The organism is Bradyrhizobium sp. 521_C7_N1_3 (assembly GCF_052075975.1).
GTDB lineage: Bacteria > Pseudomonadota > Alphaproteobacteria > Rhizobiales > Xanthobacteraceae > Bradyrhizobium > Bradyrhizobium japonicum.
Window position 1 is genome coordinate 8,996,635 of sequence record NZ_CP197232.1, and the last position, 18,880, is coordinate 9,015,514.

Annotated in this window: 18 protein-coding genes; 7 read left to right on the top strand and 11 right to left on the bottom strand. The window is 65.1% G+C overall.

Features of this window, described 5'->3' with window-relative positions:
* Window positions 1-5: 5 nt before the first annotated feature.
* The 4 genes from AB7008_RS42575 to AB7008_RS42590 all read right to left on the bottom strand — a co-directional run bounded on the left by AB7008_RS42575 (window position 6) and on the right by AB7008_RS42590 (window position 3,368).
* On the bottom strand, window positions 6-1,592 hold the full coding sequence (locus AB7008_RS42575; protein WP_304491424.1) for a tetratricopeptide repeat protein: 1,587 nt from the start codon (window positions 1,590-1,592) through the stop codon (window positions 6-8).
* A 200-nt stretch (window positions 1,593-1,792) separates the two neighbouring features.
* A complete protein-coding gene (greA, locus tag AB7008_RS42580; RefSeq protein ID WP_304491425.1) occupies window positions 1,793-2,275 on the bottom strand; it encodes a transcription elongation factor GreA in 483 nt (160 codons plus the stop codon).
* 98 nt (window positions 2,276-2,373) lie between these two features.
* A complete protein-coding gene (locus AB7008_RS42585) occupies window positions 2,374-2,859 on the bottom strand; it encodes a hypothetical protein (RefSeq protein ID WP_304491426.1) in 486 nt (161 codons plus the stop codon).
* 170 nt (window positions 2,860-3,029) lie between these two features.
* Window positions 3,030-3,368 (bottom strand): hypothetical protein, encoded by a 339-nt coding sequence (locus tag AB7008_RS42590; protein ID WP_304491427.1) that lies wholly within the window; start codon window positions 3,366-3,368, stop codon window positions 3,030-3,032.
* Window positions 3,369-3,620: 252 nt separating this feature from the next.
* Here AB7008_RS42590 and AB7008_RS42595 point away from each other — a divergent pair, with 252 nt between their 5' ends.
* Together AB7008_RS42595 and AB7008_RS42600 are read left to right on the top strand one after the other, a co-directional pair.
* On the top strand, window positions 3,621-3,854 hold the full coding sequence (locus AB7008_RS42595) for a DUF3551 domain-containing protein (RefSeq protein WP_028151247.1): 234 nt from the start codon (window positions 3,621-3,623) through the stop codon (window positions 3,852-3,854).
* A 336-nt stretch (window positions 3,855-4,190) separates the two neighbouring features.
* Complete coding sequence (locus AB7008_RS42600) at window positions 4,191-5,729, top strand: peroxidase family protein (RefSeq protein ID WP_304491428.1); 1,539 nt, start codon at window positions 4,191-4,193, stop codon at window positions 5,727-5,729.
* 88 nt (window positions 5,730-5,817) lie between these two features.
* On the opposite strand, the gene AB7008_RS42605 is transcribed toward AB7008_RS42600, so the two are convergent.
* Both AB7008_RS42605 and AB7008_RS42610 read right to left on the bottom strand, forming a co-directional pair.
* Window positions 5,818-6,336, bottom strand: a complete 519-nt coding sequence (locus tag AB7008_RS42605) for a hypothetical protein (RefSeq protein ID WP_304491429.1) — start codon at window positions 6,334-6,336, stop codon at window positions 5,818-5,820.
* 37 nt (window positions 6,337-6,373) lie between these two features.
* Window positions 6,374-7,921, bottom strand: a complete 1,548-nt coding sequence (locus AB7008_RS42610) for an acetolactate synthase large subunit (RefSeq protein WP_304491430.1) — start codon at window positions 7,919-7,921, stop codon at window positions 6,374-6,376.
* 379 nt (window positions 7,922-8,300) lie between these two features.
* Here AB7008_RS42610 and AB7008_RS42615 point away from each other — a divergent pair, with 379 nt between their 5' ends.
* Both AB7008_RS42615 and AB7008_RS42620 read left to right on the top strand, forming a co-directional pair.
* Window positions 8,301-8,879, top strand: a complete 579-nt coding sequence (locus AB7008_RS42615) for a L,D-transpeptidase (RefSeq protein WP_014492306.1) — start codon at window positions 8,301-8,303, stop codon at window positions 8,877-8,879.
* Window positions 8,880-8,963: 84 nt separating this feature from the next.
* A complete protein-coding gene (locus tag AB7008_RS42620) occupies window positions 8,964-9,779 on the top strand; it encodes a DUF2927 domain-containing protein (RefSeq protein ID WP_028159524.1) in 816 nt (271 codons plus the stop codon).
* 57 nt (window positions 9,780-9,836) lie between these two features.
* On the opposite strand, the gene AB7008_RS42625 is transcribed toward AB7008_RS42620, so the two are convergent.
* The 3 genes from AB7008_RS42625 to AB7008_RS42635 are packed head-to-tail and all read right to left on the bottom strand — an operon-like array spanning window position 9,837 to window position 12,760.
* Window positions 9,837-10,976 carry an alanine racemase gene (locus AB7008_RS42625; RefSeq protein ID WP_304491431.1) on the bottom strand — a complete coding sequence of 380 codons (1,140 nt, stop codon included), beginning with the start codon at window positions 10,974-10,976 and terminating at the stop codon, window positions 9,837-9,839.
* Window positions 10,966-11,622, bottom strand: a complete 657-nt coding sequence (locus AB7008_RS42630) for a helix-turn-helix transcriptional regulator (protein ID WP_304491432.1) — start codon at window positions 11,620-11,622, stop codon at window positions 10,966-10,968. Before AB7008_RS42630 ends, AB7008_RS42625 begins: the two co-directional genes overlap by 11 nt.
* A gap of 10 nt (window positions 11,623-11,632) precedes the next feature.
* Window positions 11,633-12,760, bottom strand: a complete 1,128-nt coding sequence (locus tag AB7008_RS42635; RefSeq protein ID WP_028159521.1) for a threonine synthase — start codon at window positions 12,758-12,760, stop codon at window positions 11,633-11,635.
* Window positions 12,761-13,137: 377 nt separating this feature from the next.
* Here AB7008_RS42635 and AB7008_RS42640 point away from each other — a divergent pair, with 377 nt between their 5' ends.
* From AB7008_RS42640 to upp, 3 genes are all read left to right on the top strand, one after another.
* A complete protein-coding gene (locus AB7008_RS42640; RefSeq protein WP_014492301.1) occupies window positions 13,138-14,394 on the top strand; it encodes a GTP cyclohydrolase II in 1,257 nt (418 codons plus the stop codon).
* Between the two features lie 7 nt (window positions 14,395-14,401).
* Window positions 14,402-15,640 (top strand): URC4/urg3 family protein, encoded by a 1,239-nt coding sequence (locus AB7008_RS42645; RefSeq protein WP_441260786.1) that lies wholly within the window; start codon window positions 14,402-14,404, stop codon window positions 15,638-15,640.
* Between the two features lie 199 nt (window positions 15,641-15,839).
* Window positions 15,840-16,469, top strand: coding sequence for a uracil phosphoribosyltransferase (gene upp / locus AB7008_RS42650; RefSeq protein WP_028151256.1), 630 nt, complete (start codon window positions 15,840-15,842; stop codon window positions 16,467-16,469).
* 9 nt (window positions 16,470-16,478) lie between these two features.
* On the opposite strand, the gene AB7008_RS42655 is transcribed toward upp, so the two are convergent.
* Window positions 16,479-17,591 carry a M48 family metallopeptidase gene (locus tag AB7008_RS42655; RefSeq protein WP_441260787.1) on the bottom strand — a complete coding sequence of 371 codons (1,113 nt, stop codon included), beginning with the start codon at window positions 17,589-17,591 and terminating at the stop codon, window positions 16,479-16,481.
* A gap of 3 nt (window positions 17,592-17,594) precedes the next feature.
* A complete protein-coding gene (locus AB7008_RS42660; RefSeq protein ID WP_441260788.1) occupies window positions 17,595-18,749 on the bottom strand; it encodes a YjgN family protein in 1,155 nt (384 codons plus the stop codon).
* Window positions 18,750-18,880 lie beyond the last annotated feature (131 nt).

The window sequence follows — 18,880 nt, forward strand, 5'->3', positions numbered from 1 at the left end:
CCGGCTCAGTTGCTGGCGAGGTATTGCTTCGCCGCCGCGACCTCGGGGCGTTCCGAATCGGCACTGGCCGTCAGCGTTACGAGCTGCTGACAGTTCTGTCGTGCCGCTTCCCTGTCACCAAGGGCTTCGGCCGCCTTGGCCGCTCCCGCGAAAGCATGCAAGCGGTTCGGCTCCTTCGCCTTGGTTGCCTCGAATGCAGCAAGCGCCTCCTTGGGCATGCCGCGATCGAGCAGCATGAAGCCGTAAAGCTCGCGCGCCGGCGCCAGCGGCCCGGGCGTGATCACGTGCTTTTCCGTCTTGTCCTCCGCGTCCGCCGCGGCACTCATCGCATTGAGCGCCTCGTCATACCTGCCCTCGGCGTAAAGCAACCAGGCGACGGCGACCTGACGCTGGATGTCGACGATTCCGGACCAATAATTGTCGTTGGCGTCCTTCAGCTTGTCGCGCAATTCCGCCAGCTTCTGGGTGTCGGCCTTGGCGGCTTCCGGTTTGCCGGAGCGCGCCGCGCCGAGGGCCCGGGCGAAATGCGTTACCGCCATCGCAAAGTTGAGGTTGCTCGGCCTGACCGGCAGCTGCGAGGCCCCCTCCCAATCGCCACGGTCGATCGCATAACGCGCCGGCGAAGCCGCCAGCGCGTAATCTGCCGCCGCGACCGTCGCCTTGAAGTCGGTCTCCTTGATCATGTCGTCGATGACGGCACGCGCCTGCTTGTCCTGGCCGAGCTGCAGGTAAGCATAGACCATGTAGTCCTGTGCATGCAGATAGTTGCCGACCGACTTTTCGGCCATCGCAGCCTTCACGGACGCGGTGTTGGAGTCGATCGATTCCCTCCAATAGCCGACGCGCGTGTAGATGTGGGAGGGCATGTGCTGGGCGTGCGGCGCAGCCGGTGCGATCTTGGCGTAACGATTGGCGGCATCGAGCCCTTTCTGCGCCAGCGCCGGGTAGTCGTAGAGATGGATCAGATAATGCGTCACGCCCGGATGCATCGGCAGCCGTCTGGAGATCGGCTCGAGGATCGCCGCACCCTTGATCTGCTGCGCGTATGTCTTGTCGTTCAGATCCGCCGACGTATTGAGCGTAATGGCGTAGGCGATCTGGGCTTCGTCGTCGTCCGGATATTTTGCCGCGACGCGCGCCTGCGCGTCACGCAGCATGCGCATGCGCTGGGCGTGAGGGATCTTGTCGTAATCGGCATACATCACCATCAGCGCATCGATGTAGTCGCGTTCGCGCTCGGTCGCGGCGCCGATCTCCTTGGCCTTCATGATCGCGGCGAGGCCCGGCGCCAGGTTCGGCTTCGGAATCGCATTGTGCGGATTGTCCATGTAGGTGAGCGCAATGCCCCAATAGGCCATGCCGCATGTCGGGTCGGCCTTGATGGCTTCCTCGAAGATCTCCTTGGCGTTGGCGTACCAGTAGGAGTGCTGATAGCGCATCCCGCGATCGAAACGACGCTGGGCCACATCGTTGCAAGAGGTCTGGAAATGAACGCTGCCGAGCTGCTGATCTACATCGTCTTGCGCGACCAGAGCCTGTGGTCCTGATAGGCCGAGACCGGCTGCGATGACGAAGAACAGGGACTTCCGCATGGATCCCTCCCTTTGCCTGACACGCAATGTATTCGTCTTGATAGCCTTTATTATATGACGTCCGCGGTTTTTGCCGAACAGCTAAGTCGCGGCAGCGCAACTGACCCAGCGGCACCTCGAAGTTGGCGGAACCAATCCGAAGCCAGAGCCGTCGAGGTTCGATCCTTACGCGCCCACCATTCGGGCCTCAGCTCGCATCGCTACGCGATCGACAGAATCTCGATCTCTTGCGCGCCTGAACCCACCACATCGCCCACCGCCTTCCCGATCAGCGACTTCGCGACCGGTGCCACGAACGAGATCGATCCGGCCTTTGGATCCGCTTCGTCCTCGCCGACGATGCGATAGGTCTGCACGCGGCCGTCGGTGCGGCTGAAGGTCACGGTGCTGCCGAAGGCGACGACATCGGTCGACGCCGGATCGGGAATGACCTGCGCCGTGCGCAGCCGTTCGGTCAGATAGCGAGCGTCGCGCAAGGGCACCGCCGACTGCCGGCGCTTTTCGTTGACGTCCTCGATGGCTTGCGCGGCTTCATAGGCCTGGCGCGCCTCGCGAAGCTGCGCCTGCAGCGCCTGCAAGCCGGTTTCCGTCACGAGATTTGGATGAGGCGAAATCGGGCGATCCGGCAGCAGCGTCTCGGACGCGGTTTCGGCGCTTTCTTCCTTGGTAAAGGCGACGCTCAATTCAAGATCCTGTCGAACCGTTTCGGACACCCGCTCGCGCCTCGCCCGCGCCCCACAGCGGGAAATCGCGCGGAACGGCCGCCGGTCATTGTCCCGGACTATATCTCAAGTTCGACGAAACGGCGCAGCTTGAAGACCAGGTCCGGCACGGCCTGGCGAAACCGCGTCGCGTTCTGGAACGTGGTCGAGAACGGCGCGAAGGTGATCATCGCGTTCCAGTGCTTGTAACCGTAGACCGTGACGGAGGCGCCGGTCGCCGGAAAATTCTCCAGCTTGCGCAGCTCGCCAAGCACCAGATCGGCAATCGCCTCGGCCGGGAGCAGCCTCTTGCCATCAGGCGTCGTCGTGATTTTCGCAGGCCGCTCGACTGGCTTCGCGGCAGCCGGCACGGCATCGGGCGCAACCTCGGGTTCGGCCGGTGCAGGATCGGGGTTGGACGGCTCGATCGGCTCGAACCCGTTCGTCGGCGCTGTCGGCGGAACCTCGGTGAGCGGCGGCGGAGCAGTGCTGTCTGTGCGCTTGTTGCCTCCCAGGATGCTGCTGATCATGGCCACAAGGCCAGCATCCTTCACGTCGTCGCTCATTTCTCCCCCCGGGCTGCGGCCTACTCTAGCACCGCTCTCGCAGACCGCCACCGGGGATGTATGGCCGGATTCCACCTGGCCAAAGGCGCTACGACGAGGCGTCACGCCAAGGCCGTCATACGATGGCACCGGCGGCCCGACAAGATCGCGTCGCGCCGCCGTGAGATCCGTCACTGCTTATCGAACGGAATGTACTTCTGGTACTGCTTGGGCACAGAGCTGCGGTAGCGCGCGGGCACGGTGCCGCTGTCGACCGAATGATCGATCTCCTGCTGCCGCGTCATCTTCTTCTTCGCCGGCTTCTTCGACGCGCTCTTGCTGGAGTCGGCCGGCTGGCTGGAGGTGTCGCTGGTCGCGGCCGGCGTTGTCGCCGTCGCTGCCGGCGCAGTGGTTGTCGCGGCAGGCGCTGCGGCTCCACCGGCGGCCGGCGCACTCTGGGCCAGCGCGAGCGGTGTTTGCATGAGAAGCGCCAGCGCTGCTGTCGCAGCCAGCAAATATGACCTTTGCATTAGACCCTCCAAAATACCTGATCCGAATGAGACAAGCCTGGTTCTCCGGGATCGACGCGCGCAAGTCTCCTCACGGTAGGCCCGGACCCCCACCGCGAACTGTGGCGTAGATCACATTGCTGGCCGCCGGCTGCGTCATGATGTGCCACGTCGCGAACGCACGGCATTCCGCCGACACCAAGATAGGCGACATGCCTCAGACGAGCCCTGCTCGCTGACGTTCCCGTCCACCCGCTCTCGAAGGAGATTGAAATGCGTCGCATCATCCTCACTCTCGCATCGTTCGCCGCCCTGGTCGCCGTAGCATCCCCGGCCGCCCAGGCACATCCTGCAAACGATCGATATTGCCTGCAGGGACGCATGTGGGGCTATCCCGGCAACTGCCAGTTCGCGAGCTATCAGCAGTGCCTCGCCACCGCCTCCGGCACGTCGGCCTCTTGCGGCATCAATCCGCGCTACGCGTTCTCGCAGCAGTATGCCTACTGACGACATGGCGGCGTGCGCGCATGACGCGCGCGCCGCCACACTTATTGCGTGAAGACGATCCGCTTCGCCGACAGTCCGGCGAACTCACTTGCGCGAGGCCGCTCGCGCGCGCCGATGACGAGAATGTTATCCGTCATCGCTCCGGGAAAAATTCGCAAAGCGCGACCGCAGCTTGTTCGCAACGCTCCCTTTCGGAACAACATCGATGTCGCACGGTGTGTGAAGCAGATCGCTTGTGGCACCCAATCGCCTGATCTAGCGTGACCTGCATATTCTGCTTCGAACAACTTTAGCTTTATTCGTTGCACGTCGTGACTTTTCAGGGAGGTGTTTTCAATGAGCAGCCGCCACAGCATTGTTCCGCGCGGTCTGAACGCAACGCGTTCGCCGCTTTCCCAGGGCCGCTTCGGACGCATGTTCCGCGCGCTCACGCCGGCGAAATTCGGTCCGAACGACGCCGACAATGTCGCGAACCTTTCGGCGCTGGCCGACAAGATGGTCGCCGACTTCGATGGTCCGAAGGACGGGCCGGACGCGGAGGAGAGCGGCATTCCCGCGCTCTACACCTATTTCGGCCAGTTCATCGACCACGACATCACCTTCGATCCGGTCAGCTCGCTGACCAAGCAGCAGGACCCCGACGGGCTCGTCGACTTCCGCACGCCGTCGCTCGATCTGGACAATCTCTACGGCCGTGGTCCGAACGATCAGCCCTACATGTATGACGGGATCAAGTTCCGGCTCGGCGAGAAGCTGACCGGCGCGGGCGTCCCCGATGCCAGCGACCTGCCGCGCTTCAAGGGCCGCGCCCTGATCGGCGACCCCCGCAACGACGAGAACAGCATCGTCTCGCAGTTCCAGGCCTTGATGCTGCGCTTTCACAACCGCATGGTCGACGACAATGACAGCCTGTCGTTCGAGGAGGTGCAGCAGCGCGTCCGCTTCCACTATCAATACGTCGTGCTGAACGACTTCCTGCCGCGCATCGTCCACGCCAGCGTGCTGGACGAGCTGAGGACTGCGGGCCAGTACGACCGCAGCAAGCTCGCCTACTACCACTGGAAGACCTATCCGTTCATGCCGGTGGAGTTCTCGGTTGCGGCCTACCGTCTCGGCCATTCCATGATCCGCCCCGGCTATCGGCTGAACGATGCGGACAACATGCTGTTGCAGATCTTCCCCGACCCCCACAATCCCGACAAGAACGCGCTGACCGGCTTCCGCGCCATGGGTCCGGGACGCGCCATGGACTGGGGCCGCTTCATCGACCTTGACACGCGCCCCTACGGTGTCGAAGACGACGACACCAATCCCGACAACAAGCGGCGGCTGCAGTTCGCCTATCGCATCGACGCCTCGCTGGTCGATCCGCTGCGCAAGCTGCCGCCGGAGGTCGCGTCCAATCCGTCGTCGCTGGCGTTGCGCAATCTCGAGCGCGGCTGGCGGCTCGGCCTGCCCTCAGGCCAGGCCGTCGCCAAGGCGATGAATCTGACGCCGCTGACGGATGATCAGATCATCATCGGCAAGGCCGTCGACGAACCCGGCGCGGGTGATCCGCAAACCGGGATCGCGACCATCGCGAACGGCGTGTTTGCCGGCAATTGCCCGCTCTGGACCTACATCCTGGCCGAGGCGCGGCAATTCCAGACCGCGGTGACGATCCCGGCCACCGGCGCGCCGGCGACCGGAATCAACACGCCGCGGCTCGGCCCCGTCGGCGGTCGCATCGTGGCCGAGGTCTTCCTCGGCATGATGTTCGGCGACAATTCCTCCGTGCTGTCGCTCGACCCGCAATGGACGCCGGTGACCGGCTCCAGCTTCGCGCTGAAGGACCTCGTCGCCTACGCGCTCGGCCAGGGCGATCCGCTGCACTGAGGCCTAGTGAGATGAGACTCGTTCCTTGTACCGCGTGACAAGGCGTGGATGGCCGGGACAAGCCCGGCCATGACGCTGTGGAGACCGTCTAACGCGCAGCCCCCAATCCGCTCTCCTCCAGCCGCGCCGCAAACCAGAGCGACAATGGCTGATCCACGACGCCGCTGACATAGACTTCCGAAATCGTCACATGCTGTCTGTCCAGCACCAGCAGCACGCCGATCCAGTAGGCGAACCAGACATGGGCGTCGGTCATCGCCATCAGCTTGTGCTGGTCGTGCTCGAGCGAGGTGTGATTGCTCGCCTTGCGGATCTCGACGGCGAGCAGATTGTTCGGGATCTCGCGCTGATGCACGACGACATCGGGGTAGATCGACTTTCCCAGATGATCGTCGGTGGAGACGATGGTGCCGTGCGGCAGATGCAGCGTGCGCTCGCCGAGACGGTCGTAGTTGCAATCGACCGACCAGCCGGCGAATTGCCGCTCCAGATAGACGGCGAAGCGGTGCGTCACCGCCCGCTCGCCGACGTCCTTCTCGAACAAGAATTCTTCGTTGGCGTAGAAGTCCCGGAGCGCCGCGATCACCTTGTTCAGCTCGGTCTGCATCTTGCCCCCGGCCCTCGGCGCTTCCTGATGCTGCGCCCTACATCTGGACTTCGATCAGCCGTGGCCCGGGCTCGGCGACGGCTTCGGCCAGAGCCTTGTTGAACTCTTCGGCGTTGGTGACGGCGCGGCCGGGGACGCCCATGCCCTTCGCCAGCGCGACGAAGTCCAGCGTCGGACGGTCGAGCCGCAGCATGTCGTTGGCGCGCTGGCCGGGCTCGCCGGCGCCGACATTGTCGAACTCGCCGCGCAGGATCTGGTAGATGCGGTTGGCGAACACGATGGTGACGATGTTGAGATTCTCGCGGGCCTGCGTCCACAGCGACTGGATCGTGTACATCGCGCTGCCGTCGCCGACCATGGTGATCACCTTGCGGTCCGGACAGGCGATCGCGGCGCCGATCGACAGCGGCGTGGAGAAGCCGATCGAGCCGCCCATGTTCTGGAGCCAGTCGTGCGGAGCGGCCGCCGCCGTCGGCGGGAAGAAGCCGCGGCCGGTGGTCAGGGATTCGTCGACCATGATCGCGTTCTCGGGGATGGCGCATGCGATCGCCTGCGCGATCGAGGCGAAGGTCAGCGCGCCGGTCGGCTTCACCAGCTCAGCCAAGGCCTGCGGCTTGACGTCCTTCGTGCTCGCCTTCACCGCGCCGGCCAGCGCTTCGAGCGCCGCGACCGAATTCTCGCCCCAGGTGGTCATGCGGTGCACCTCGCAGCCCTCGGGCTTGAGCATGCTCGGCTTGTTCGGATAGGCGAAGAACGCCACGGGATCATCGGACTCGACCAGCACGATGTGGCGGAACTTCTCCAGCATCGGCAGCGCGTTCTCGATCACGTAGTGGATGCGGTCGATCGAGAAGCGGCCGCGGCCGCGCGCCATCTTCGGGCGGAAAGTCGGCCCCATCACGGTGCAGCCGGTCTTGCCGGCGATGCGCTCGGCCAGCGCCAGGCCCTTTTCGCTCAGCGCGCTGCCGGTCATCAGCAACAGCGTGCGCTCGCCGTCGCCGTGCAGGATTTTTGCGGCCTGCTCGACCGCCTGCGGCGAATAGCCCGCGCGCTGCTGCTCGGCCGGCACCTCGGCGATGCCGTCGGCCTCGTTCCAGGCGGTGTCGGCGGGCAGGATCAGGGTCGCGATCTGCGGCGGTGCGCTCTTGGCGGCGGCGATCGCCGCGGCGCCGTCGGCGGCGACCGATTTGGAATCCGGCGAGGTGCGGACCCAGGACGACATCGGCCGGGCCAGGCCCTCGATGTCGGAGGTCAGCGGCGCGTTGTAGCCGATGTGGTAGACCGCATGCTGGCCGACGATGTTGACGATGCCGGAATTCGCCTTCTTGGCGTTGTGCAGATTGGCAAGGCCGTTGGCGAGGCCGGGGCCGAGATGCAGCAGCGTCGAAGCCGGCGTGCCCTTCATGCGGAAATAGCCGTCGGCGGCGCCGGTCACCACGCCTTCGAACAGGCCGAGCACGCAGCGCATGCCCGGCACGCGGTCGAGCGCCGCGACAAAATGCATCTCGGAGGTGCCCGGATTGGTGAAGCAGACGTCCACCCCACCCTTGACCATCGTCCGCACCAGGCTTTCCGCACCGTTCATTCTTCAGCTCCCGCGACCGGCAATGTCCAATAATCCGTCCGATCAATCATTGTTCGCGCGCCTCGTCAAAGCAATAGCCGGCATCGCGGCCCAGCCCCGCGCCGCGATGCGCCGGTTTGGCTAACGCCCCGTTCCGATGGAATCGGAACGGGGCATTAGATTCTTGTTTTGACGCGTTTTCCTGATGCGAACCGGTATCCACTTCGCTTAGAACGCTCTAACGCTTCCCGGCAAAACCGGCGGGGTTGCCGATTTGGTAACGCCAATCATTAAACATGGCTCATTCGTAAAGGACCTCGCTCACGGGGCCGTGGCTTGCGAAAAGCCCACAAATATGGCCTTTGGATCTCGTTGAATCGATTTTTTGCTGGGGGAAACAATGATCCGGTTTTTTGCCGCACCGATTGCCGCCATCGCATTGCTGTCGACCGCCGCCGGCGGCGCATTCGCCGAGGGGTTCGACTCGCGTGACATCATGGGCTTCGGTCCGAGCTTCTTCCGCGGCGGCTCGAGCCCGATCCCCCGTACCACGGTCTACTATAACGGCAATTACGCACCCGGCACGGTCGTGGTCAACACCAGCGAGCGCCGCCTCTATCTGGTACTCCAGAACGGCCAGGCGCTGCGCTACGGCATCGGCGTCGGCCGCGACGGCTTCCGCTGGGGCGGGGTGCACAGGATCACCGCCAAGAAGGAATGGCCGGATTGGACGCCGCCGTCGCAGATGCTGGCCCGCCGGCCCGACCTGCCGCGCCACATGAAGGGCGGCATCGAGAATCCGCTCGGCGCGCGCGCGATGTATCTGGGCTCGACGCTCTACCGCATCCACGGCTCCAACGAGCCGGAGACGATCGGCCAGGCCGTGTCCTCGGGCTGCTTCCGCATGACCAACGAGGACGTCAGCGATCTCTACAGCCGCGTCTCGGTCGGCACCAAGGTGGTCGTGCTCAACAACTAGCCGTCGGCGAACTGCGGGAACCCGCAGGGCGCGTGAATATGCGGTCTTGTGCGTCGCTTCCGAATACGGCAGCGTCGGGTAGCAATGAGCGCATTGGCCCCGTCTTCGTCCGGCTTTCGCATCGCCCTGCTGGCACTCGCCACCTTCGCGTTCGTCCCTGACACCGCTACCATCGCCGTCGCGGGCGAACTGCCCGCGATCGCCTCGCGCCAGCGCGCCGAGAAGAAGAGCTTTACCGACGGCGAGATCGTCGAAGGCTTTCTGAAGACGGCGTTCGGCGCCGAGTACCACCTCGCCGGCCGCGTCGACCGCATCCGGAAATTCGACGGGCCGGTGCGCGTCTACGCCGAGAGCGAGCGCGCCGACCGCAAGACGCAGCTCGCCAAGGTCGTGGCCGACATCGGCAGGCGCGTGCAGCATCTCGACATCGCCATGATCGACACCAGCGAAGCCGCGAACGTGCGGGTGAAGCTGGTTCGCGACCGCGACCTGTTTCGGACGATTTCCAGCTTCTACGGCGCGGAGAAAGCGCGCGAGATCCGCACCTCACTCGATCCGCAATGCCTGTCCGGCTTCCGCAAGAACGACAATTTCGAGATCGAGCATTCCGACGTGATCCTCACCGTCGACAACGGCGATTTCACCTTCCTCGACTGCGCCTATGAGGAACTGCTGCAATCGCTCGGCCCGATCAACGACACCGCGAGCGTGCCGTGGACCATGTTCAACGACAATGTGTCGATGGGCTATTTCGACGTCTACGATCAGTACATCCTCAACCTGCTCTACGATCCCCGCATCAAGGCCGGCATGACCGTGCAGGAAGTCAGGGCGGTGCTGCCCCAGGTGCTCGCCGATGTGCGCGCCTGGGTGAAGCGCGTGAATGATCTGAAGGAGTGAGGTGCTGCTTACCCTCCCCTGGAGGGGGAGGGTAAGCAAGGCCCCGCCACGCTCTTCTTACCACCCATTGATCCGCGGCCACACCGCGCTGACTCCGCCTTCACCATCCAGCACCTGATAGCGATCATATTGCGCGCCGGTCGCGCAGGCGTGGTTGATGAGGATGCGGATGCGGGAGCCAATGGGCAGGTCGGGCAGCGCGGCGTTCGAGCCTTTTCGAAGCGCGATGATGCCGTGCTCCTGGTTCGCATCGGTGACGATGAGGTCCGGGTACGGCTTTCCGGCGAGATCGCAGACCACGCCATAACCCTGGTCGAGCGCCTGTTTCGCCGTGCTGCGGTCGCGCGACAGCGCCATCCAGCCGGCGTCAGCGATGATCCAGCCTTTTGCCTTCTGGTGGCCGATGACGGTGGCAAGCACGGAGAGCACGAGATCGTCCATTGCCACCGAGCTGACGCCGGCCTGATAGAGGTCGCCGAACATGAAGACGCCCGCGCGCACCTCGGTAATGCCTGTCAGGTCGCGCACATAACGCGCGGTCGGTGTCGCGCCGACGCTGACGACGGGACAGGGCAGACCTGCGCTGCGCAAGGCGTTCGCCGCAGTCACGGCGGCGATGCGTTCCGCTTCTGCCGCATCCGCGATGGCTGCGGGATCGTTCAGTGCGTAGCTGTCGCCAGCGTGCAGCAGTACGCCGCGCAAGGTCGCACCACCTGCGACCAGGCGCCTGCCGATGGCGACCAGCGTAGCCGCGTCGGTCGGAGCGACGCCGGAGCGATGGCCGTCCGCGTCAACCTCGACCAGCGCCGGAACCGCGTCGCCGGTGCTCGCGGCATGTGCGGCGACGGCGTCAGCTTGTTCGATGCTATCGAGGATCACGGCGAGATCGGCGCCGGTGGCGCGGATGGCAGAGACGCGCGCGAGCTTCGCAGGTGCGATGCCGACGGCGTAGATCATGTCGCGCACGCCGCCGGCCGCGAAATATTCAGCCTCGCGCAGCGTCGAGACCGTTGCCGGCCCAGTGGCCGAGGTCATCACGATGCGGGCGACGTCGAGCGATTTTGCGGTCTTCAGATGCGGGCGGAAGGCCACGCCAAGAGGCGCGAGGTGCGCCTTCATCCGCGCGACATTGGCGCGGAGCCGCTGCTCGTCGAGCAGCAGACAAGGCGTTTCGAGGTCCAACAGATTAGCGGGCATCGGCATACACCGTGGCACGTGACACCCCGAGATGGGCCGCGATGATGTCCGAGGATCGACGTACCTGCATGCAGCCGGCATCCCGCAATTCGTGCAGCAGTGCGCGGCGATCTTCGGTGTTGAGCGCGCGGGGCGTGGTGGCGCGGCGCGCGGCGAACTGGTCGATATGGGCGCGGATGGCGTCCGCGCCCACGGGGATGAGCTGCTCGCGCGGGCTGTTGTTCGCATCGACGCTGACAAACTGGCCGATGGCGCTCTGCAAGCCCTGGAACAGCGTCAGGTCGACGTTGAGGCAGAGTGCGGCAACGTAAGAGCCGTCCGCCCCCTTGATACCGATGGAGGTGCTCTTGGCCTGCCTTCCGTCGGCAAAGCTGTTGGCGTAGTTCGAAATCACCTGCGCGTAGTCGGGGTCGGCGATGCGGGCGAGGCCAAGCTCGGTCGCGCCCTGGCCGACCTTGCGTCCCGACAGATTGTTGTGAATGGCGACGATCGCCTGTTTGGGGTCGGTGAGATCGTGCAGCACGACTTCGCAGAACGGCGCAAAGGTCTCGCCCAGACCTTGCGCGATCTGCCGCAACTGATCGAACAGCAATTTTTGCTCGGCAGTCGCCTTGCTCGACGACGCAGTGAATTTGGACCGGCCCATCGCGCGCCCCCTACTGCACGAGATCGGCGACAGTGGTTGCAGCCTTCAGCCCCGTACCGGTGAGGACCGCGACCGTGGTCTCGTTCGCCTTGATCGCTCCAGCAGCCGAGAGCTTTTCCAGCGCAGCGGCCGCGCTGGCGCTGGTTGGCTCCGCGAACAGGCCCTGCCGCGCAAGACGACGCAAGGCTGCGACGATCTCGTCCTCGGTGAGCGCAACGGTGCCGCCGCCGCTCTCGCGCAGGGCGCCGATGATCTCACGCAGCCGCAGCGGATTCTTGATCGCGGTGCCCTCGGCGATGGTCTTGCTCACCTCGCGCGCGACCGGCGTATCGACGCCGGCCTTGAAGCTTGCATCGATCGGCGAGCAGTTTTGCGGCTGCGCCGCGAACAGCCGCGGCAGCTTGGCGATCTGGCCGGCCTTGAGCAACTCGCGGAAGCCGAAGGCGCAGCCGAGCAGGCTGCTGCCGGCGCCGACGGGGACGATGACGTTGTCGGGCGCGCGAAAACCAAAGTCTTCCCAGATTTCATAGGCGAGCGATTTGGTGCCTTCGAGAAAGAACGGCTGCCAGTTGTGGCTGGCGTAAAAGGTCTGGCTCGACTGGCGAATGGCCTCGGCTTCCGACTCCTCGCGCGGGCCCTCGACGAGCTGCACCGTCGCGCCATAGGCGCGGACCTGCGCGATCTTGGCCGGCGATGTCGAGGCGGGCGCCAGGATCTTCACGCGCATGCCGCCGGCGGCACCCAATCCGGCCATCGACGAGCCACCATTGCCGGAGGAGTCCTCCAGGATCGCGTCGACGCCGATCTGCCGCAGGAACGACAGCATCACCGCCGAGCCGCGATCCTTGAAGCTGCCGGTCGGGTTGAACCATTCGAGCTTGAAGAACGGGCGCAGGTCACCCCAGGCCTGTTGAACCAGCGGCGTGCAGCCTTCGCCGAGCGTGATCGGATTCTTGATCTCAACCGGCAGCGCCGCCCGGTAGCGCCACAGTGATCGCGTTCGGCTGTCGATGTCCTCGCGCGAGATCCCTGCCCCCGGCGTCACCAGCAGCGGCGTGCGCTCGTCCGAGCACCAGCGCGGCTGCTCCAGCGCGTAGAGCGTTCCATTACGGGGGTCGATGTAGCTGGCGGCGGGCATGGCGGACTCCGGGGCGAGGCGATTTATACGTTTTGTCTGATTATATACATTTTGTCCAGTCTCAGCGCACGACCACCGTAACACCCTCTTGAAATCATGAAAAATAAAACTACTTCAATTGCTTAGAGGCGTCACACGGGTCGGACGGCAAGGTTCGGCCAGAGCGAAAGTGCGGCATGCAGGCGAGCCGGACCTGCCCGTCGGTGACGGGAATTTGGCCAGGGTCGCCTGCCCGGCGCGGCACCATTAACTTGTCTGTCGTCGCCAGCCGCTACAATATGTTGGATTGAGCTCGCGTCGCCGGTGTTCGGCACCGGTAACGCAAGTGAGCCAGGCCCGTCCGAGCGGCGGGCCGTCGGCTTTTTGGGAGCCTGGACATGAGCCGCGCGAACCGTACCGATCACATCCGCCTGACCTCCCATCCGGAGCCGGGCAAAAAGGCCGCGTTTCCGATTCACTGGGGCGCAGCCGACGCGCGCGCCCGGGGGCCGATCATCGGAACGGTATCGCGCGCTGGGGATCGCAACGTGATCGGCAGCCATGGCGGTTCCTACGCCATGTACCGGGCGCTCGCGGTGTCCGCCGGCGCGCTCGATCCGATCCGCCGGCCCGACCTCACCAACACCTTTCCGGCCGCGACCATCGGGCCGTTTGAGCAATGGCGCGATCCCGACAAGATCGTCGCGCTCGATCCCTGGGGGCATCTCGTCGCGGAGAATTTCGGCAAGGACATCGCCGAGGGCGTCGACATCCGCCCGAGCATCGCGGTGACGCGTGCGCGGCTCGACCTGCCTGAGATCCGCGAGGCGCTGGCCGCAAAACGGCTGCGCGCCGACGGCGAGGTCGTGCACGCCAATGGCAGCGTGTCGGTGGTGAAGATCGCGATTGATCCGGTCTGGTACCTGCCAGGCCTTGCGACGCGCTTCGGCACCGGCGAGACCGAGCTGCGGCGCACGCTGTTCGAGCAGACCGCGGGCATGTTCCCCGAGTTGGTCACCCGGCCGGACATGAAGGTATTCCTGCCGCCGATCGGCGGCACCACCGTCTACATGTTCGGCGATGTGACAAAACTGCCGGACCACCGCACCAAGATCACCTGCCGCGTGCATGACGAGTGCAACGGCTCCGACGTGTTCGGCTCTGACATCTGCACCTGCCGGCCCTATCTCATCCACGGCATCGAGGAATCCGCGCGCGGCGCGCAGGAGGGCGGGCTCGGGCTCGTCATCTACAACCGCAAGGAAGGCCGCGCGCTCGGCGAGGTCACCAAATTCCTGGTCTACAATGCGCGCAAGCGCCAGGAGGACGGCGACGCGGCGGCCGCCTATTTCGAGCGCACCGAATGCGTCGCCGGCGTCCAGGACGCGCGCTTCCAGCAATTGATGCCGGATACGATCCACTGGCTCGGCCTGAAGCGCATCGACCGCTTCCTGTCGATGAGCGACATGAAGCATGACGCGCTGACCTCGCAGGGCATCGACATCGTGGAGCGCGTGCCGATCCCGCCGGAGCTGATCCCGGCCGACGCCTATGTCGAGATCGCCGCGAAAAAGGCCGCCGGCTATTACTCGACCGACATCGCGCCGGAGAAGGACGTCAACGGCGTGGTCGGGCGTTCGCTGGAAAAGTACTGATCGCGCGATGGCGGAGGCTTTGGAACAACAGGCCCGCTCCCTGCTCAGCGCAGGAGCGGTTCGCGCGCGTGCCACAAAAATGCTCGAGATCGGTCTCGCCGGCGGGCTCCGACACTTCACAATCGACCTCGACCGCATGGATGCTGTGGCGGATGCCGTGATCGCGGTCACGCGCAAGGCCTATCCGACGCTCGACATCCCCTTCCATGCGCGCTGGCGGCATTTCGTGCTCGGCGGCGTCGATCGCTGGGCGGGCCTTGCCGACGCGGCATCGTGGCCGGATCGCGCGGCACGTGCGCGCGCCGAGTTCGACCTCGCCATCGTCAGCGTGCTGCTCGATGCAGGTGCGGGAGCCACGTGGCGCTATCGCGACGCCGTGACCGGCGAAAGTATCGGCCGATCGGAGGGACTTGCCATCGCAAGCCTCGACATGTTTGCAGGAGGCCTGTTCTCCGGCGGTGCGCGCGCGCCGTTCAGGGCCGATGCTGACGTGCTGGCGAAACTACCCCTGGCCTCCCTCACCTCCGCCTTTCAGGTGAGCGATGCCAATCCGCTGCTCGGTCTCGACGGACGCACTGATCTGCTGCGGCGTCTGGGCAAGCTGGTTGCCGAGCGTGCGGACATTTTCGGCCTGAACGATACGCCGCGGCCAGGCGGCTTGTTCGATCACATCGCGGCGCAGGCTGTGGGTGGCGCGGTCGCCGCGCCCGCCATCCTGGCCGCGGTGCTGAACCAGCTTGGACCGATCTGGCCGTCGCGGCTGGAGCTTGCCGGGATTCCGCTCGGTGATTGCTGGCGTCATCCGGCGATCGAGGCGGACGACGCAACGGCAGGCCTCGTGCCCCTGCACAAGCTGTCGCAATGGCTGAGTTATTCGCTGATCGAACCGCTGCAGCGCGCCGGCTTTGACGTCACCGACATCGACGGCCTCACCGGGCTCGCCGAATACCGCAATGGCGGCCTGTTCGTCGATCACGAGGTGCTGCGCCTGCGCGATCCCGCCGATGCCGAGCGCGCGCATGCGGTGGATTCCCTGCTCGTCGTGGAGTGGCGTGCGCTCACCGTTGCGCTGCTCGACCGGCTTGCGGGCAACGTCCGCGCCAGGCTCGGCCGCACGCCCGAAACCTTGCCCCTCGCGAGCATCCTCGAAGGTGGCAGCTGGGCTGCCGGCCGCGCCATCGCTTTCGCGCGCCGGCCCGATGGTTCGCCGCCGCTCAAGGTGATCAGCGACGGTACTGTTTTCTAACCCTCTCCTCTTGTGGGAGAGGGTGGCTTCGCGAAAGCGAAGCCGGGTGAGGGGTTGTCTCCGCAAGAGCATCTCTCATTGGAGTTTGTGGAGAGAGACCCCTCATCCGGCGCTTCGCGCCACCTTCTCCCACAAGGGGAGAAGGGAAGAAGCATCAGCCGGTCGCATTTCACCAGGTGTATTTCGTTAGGAGCGTTTCATGGAAGGCGTCACGATCGTCGATCATCCGCTGGTGCAGCACAAGCTGACGCTGGTGCGGGACAAGTCCATCTCGACCAAGTCCTTCCGCGAGCTGATCAAGGAGATCGGCATGCTGCTGTGCTACGAGATCACGCGGGATCTGCCGCTCGCCGATACCGTCATCGAGACGCCGCTGGCGACGATGCATTCGGCCAAGATCGCCGGCAAGAAGCTGGTGTTCGTGCCGATGCTGCGCGCCGGCACGACCTTCGTCGACGGCATGATGGATCTGGTGCCGACCGCGCGCGTCGCCCATATCGGCCTCTACCGCGAGCCGCTCAGTTTTGCCGCGGTCGAATATTTCTTCAAATCGCCGTCCGATCTCAGCGAGCGCCTGGCGATCGTGGTGACCCCGGTGGTCGCGACCGCCAACACGGCCGTCGCCGCAATCGACCGGCTGAAGGAGCGCGGCGCCAGGGACATCCGCCTCGCCTGCCTGATCGCGGCCCCTGAGGGGCTCGAACGGCTGCGCGGACTGCATCCCGACGTTCCGATCTGGACGGCTGCGGTGGATGAAGGTCTCGACGAGAACGGCTTTATCCTGCCGGGCCTCGGCGATGCCGGCGACCGCGCTTACGGGACGCGGTAGGCGAAAAGGTTAGACCTTCCCGCTGCCGCAAATCAGCTTGAGCGACTGCCATTCCTTGTCCGTCAGCAGCGGCGGGCCGCTGGCGGGACGATCTTCCTTCGTCATGCGCGCGAGGCGGTCTTCGGTGAGCGGGTGGCTCGCCAGGATCGTGGTGAGGCCGGAGCCGCCTTCCTTGCCGGTGATGCGGAACATCAATTCGGCCGCGGGCTTCGGCGAGCGGCCGAGCTTGTGCATGATCTCGATCGCGAACGTGTCCGCGGCGGTCTCGGCCTCGCGCGAATAGGAGGCTTCGACCACGCTGCGCGAGGCGAAGATCACGGCGCTCGAGCCGGTGACGTCGCCGAACAGCAGGCCGATCAGGAACGAGGTGCCGCCGTTGTAGATCAGCCCGCGCATGTTGTCGTAATGCTTGAGATGACCGAGCTCATGGGCAAGGATGCCGGCGAGCTCGTCGGGGTTTTCGGCCTTGTCGACCAGGCCCCTCAGCACGTACACCTTGCCGCCGGGCAGCGCGAATGCATTCGGCACCGAGGTCGGCAGCACGCCGGCCGTCATGGAATCGTCGTCGAGGCCGGCAGCATCGCGCAGACGATTGACCAGTTTTGTGAACGCGGCCTTGCCCGCGGGGTCTTCGCACACTTTGCGGCCGAAGATGGTTTTCACCTGGACTTCGGAGGCGTCGCCGATGCGCCGTTCGATCGGCTTGGGCACCAGCGGCGCGAGCCGGTCGGCAGCGAGCGGCACACCGAACAGCACGACGCAAACGATGGAGACGGCCGCGGCCACCGACCAGCCAACGATCTTTGCGACACCGCGACGCGACGTCTGGTGCTCGTCGAGACGCATGCAGCGGGCGGTCACGTCGGCGGCGAGCGCGGCGTCGCGAATTTCAAGCCGCGCCAGCGGCGGCGCGGATGTCGAGGCCAAGCGCAATATCCCGGCCGGACTGTCCGCGCGGCGAATGTCGGCATAGGTCCAGCGAACCAGCGCTCCGCCCTTCTCGACGATTTCGAGCGCGTCACCGAGCGCCAGCGACACCTCACGCCTGCGGCTCGACACGCCGTCGAAGAAGATCGTCGGCTTGGCAGATTGCGCCGGAACCACGGTGGACAAATCACTCACAGATCAGAATCCCGCGACATCGAGCCCATCGGCAAAGCCCTCGCCGAGCGCGCTGGCAAGCTCACCGCTGCCGCGTACATCCGCCGCGGCCCCGATGTTGTGCACCTCGACGGTTTCCAGCACCTTGGCCCAGAGATCGCGCTGGAGATAGACCCGCATGACGATGTTGATCGCTAGCGCCACGGCGAAATAGCCGATGACCATCATGACCAGCATCGGGATGCTCTTGCCGGCATTTCCGGGGCCGAACACCTGATCAGCCGGAACGCCGCTCAGCTGGACGACGAGCAACGCGCCACCGCCCATATAGGCGGCGAAAATGGTCGAAAGCAGCATCCACCAGCCGATGACTTTCCAGTACAGGCCGTAGAACGCGTTGTGCGGCAACTCCGAGGACAGGCTGACACCGCCGATGCGGATGCCGTCGAGCCACCAGCGCCATTCACGCGCCTTGAACTCGGCATAGAAGAACGGGGCGAGCGGGAAGATCACGAGCGCGATCGGGCTCAAGACCCACAGCCACCAGCCGCGCTTGAAGAAGGTCCAGCCGTCGCCTTCGAAGTCGCCGGAGAGATCGCCGTAATGGGTGTGCCGCATCTTGTAGCGTTCGAGCGACGCCTCGCGCCAGGGCAACGCCAGGCCGAGAGTGAGGAACACCAGCAGGCCCCACGCCATGGCGCGGAACGAATAGGCCCAGCCCGAGCCGTCCATCCAGAACCGGACCCCGCGCCAGACCGTGCGCGTCAGGCGATAGCGCCGCGCGCGAAAAATCGCGAACTGGCCAAAGGCGTAGAAGCTGATGAACAGCGGCGTCGAGGCAAAGCCCTGCCAGCGCTCGAACTCGATGCCGATGAGAAAATAAGCGAGATAGATCGGCACCAGGATCGCGAGCGCGAACAGGAAGCCGACCAGCAGCTCCTTGGCCCGGCCGGTGTATTCGGCGGCATCGCCGTCGACCGCGGTGTTCGTCCACAAATGCCGGCGGATGTCGGTGACCAGCCAGAACCGGTAGAAGCCGAAGGTGACGAGCTCAAGCAGGGCACCCTTGGTGACCATTTTGCGGAACTCGGAGCGGTTGCCGGTGAAATCGACCCGCGTCGGCGGCAGCGGCGGCGGCAGGGGTTCGGAGCCGATGGGGGCCCATTGCATGTCGTTCACGGCGGCAACCTCGGGGTGCGGACCTGGTACGGTCAACCTATAGATCAGGGATTGGTCGATCCCCAAGATGGCTGGGTTCGATTTACCTCGATTTCTCGCATGATTCCGCAGGCGCGGGGGTGCGGGAGATC

Bases quoted from the DNA above. Each gene is read 5' to 3' on its own strand.
- AB7008_RS42595 (WP_028151247.1), top strand. From the start codon at position 3,621: ATGCGTCGCATCATCCTCACTCTCGCATCGTTCGCCGCCCTGGTCGCC.
- upp (WP_028151256.1), top strand. From the start codon at position 15,840: ATGGAAGGCGTCACGATCGTCGATCATCCGCTGGTGCAGCACAAGCTG.
- AB7008_RS42625 (WP_304491431.1), bottom strand. From the start codon at position 10,976: ATGCCCGCTAATCTGTTGGACCTCGAAACGCCTTGTCTGCTGCTCGAC.
- AB7008_RS42575 (WP_304491424.1), bottom strand. From the start codon at position 1,592: ATGCGGAAGTCCCTGTTCTTCGTCATCGCAGCCGGTCTCGGCCTATCA.
- AB7008_RS42585 (WP_304491426.1), bottom strand. From the start codon at position 2,859: ATGAGCGACGACGTGAAGGATGCTGGCCTTGTGGCCATGATCAGCAGC.
- AB7008_RS42635 (WP_028159521.1), bottom strand. From the start codon at position 12,760: ATGCCCGCCGCCAGCTACATCGACCCCCGTAATGGAACGCTCTACGCG.
- AB7008_RS42600 (WP_304491428.1), top strand. From the start codon at position 4,191: ATGAGCAGCCGCCACAGCATTGTTCCGCGCGGTCTGAACGCAACGCGT.
- AB7008_RS42605 (WP_304491429.1), bottom strand. From the start codon at position 6,336: ATGCAGACCGAGCTGAACAAGGTGATCGCGGCGCTCCGGGACTTCTAC.
- AB7008_RS42640 (WP_014492301.1), top strand. From the start codon at position 13,138: ATGAGCCGCGCGAACCGTACCGATCACATCCGCCTGACCTCCCATCCG.
- AB7008_RS42645 (WP_441260786.1), top strand. From the start codon at position 14,402: ATGGCGGAGGCTTTGGAACAACAGGCCCGCTCCCTGCTCAGCGCAGGA.
- AB7008_RS42610 (WP_304491430.1), bottom strand. From the start codon at position 7,921: ATGAACGGTGCGGAAAGCCTGGTGCGGACGATGGTCAAGGGTGGGGTG.
- AB7008_RS42590 (WP_304491427.1), bottom strand. From the start codon at position 3,368: ATGCAAAGGTCATATTTGCTGGCTGCGACAGCAGCGCTGGCGCTTCTC.
- AB7008_RS42620 (WP_028159524.1), top strand. From the start codon at position 8,964: ATGAGCGCATTGGCCCCGTCTTCGTCCGGCTTTCGCATCGCCCTGCTG.
- AB7008_RS42630 (WP_304491432.1), bottom strand. From the start codon at position 11,622: ATGGGCCGGTCCAAATTCACTGCGTCGTCGAGCAAGGCGACTGCCGAG.
- AB7008_RS42615 (WP_014492306.1), top strand. From the start codon at position 8,301: ATGATCCGGTTTTTTGCCGCACCGATTGCCGCCATCGCATTGCTGTCG.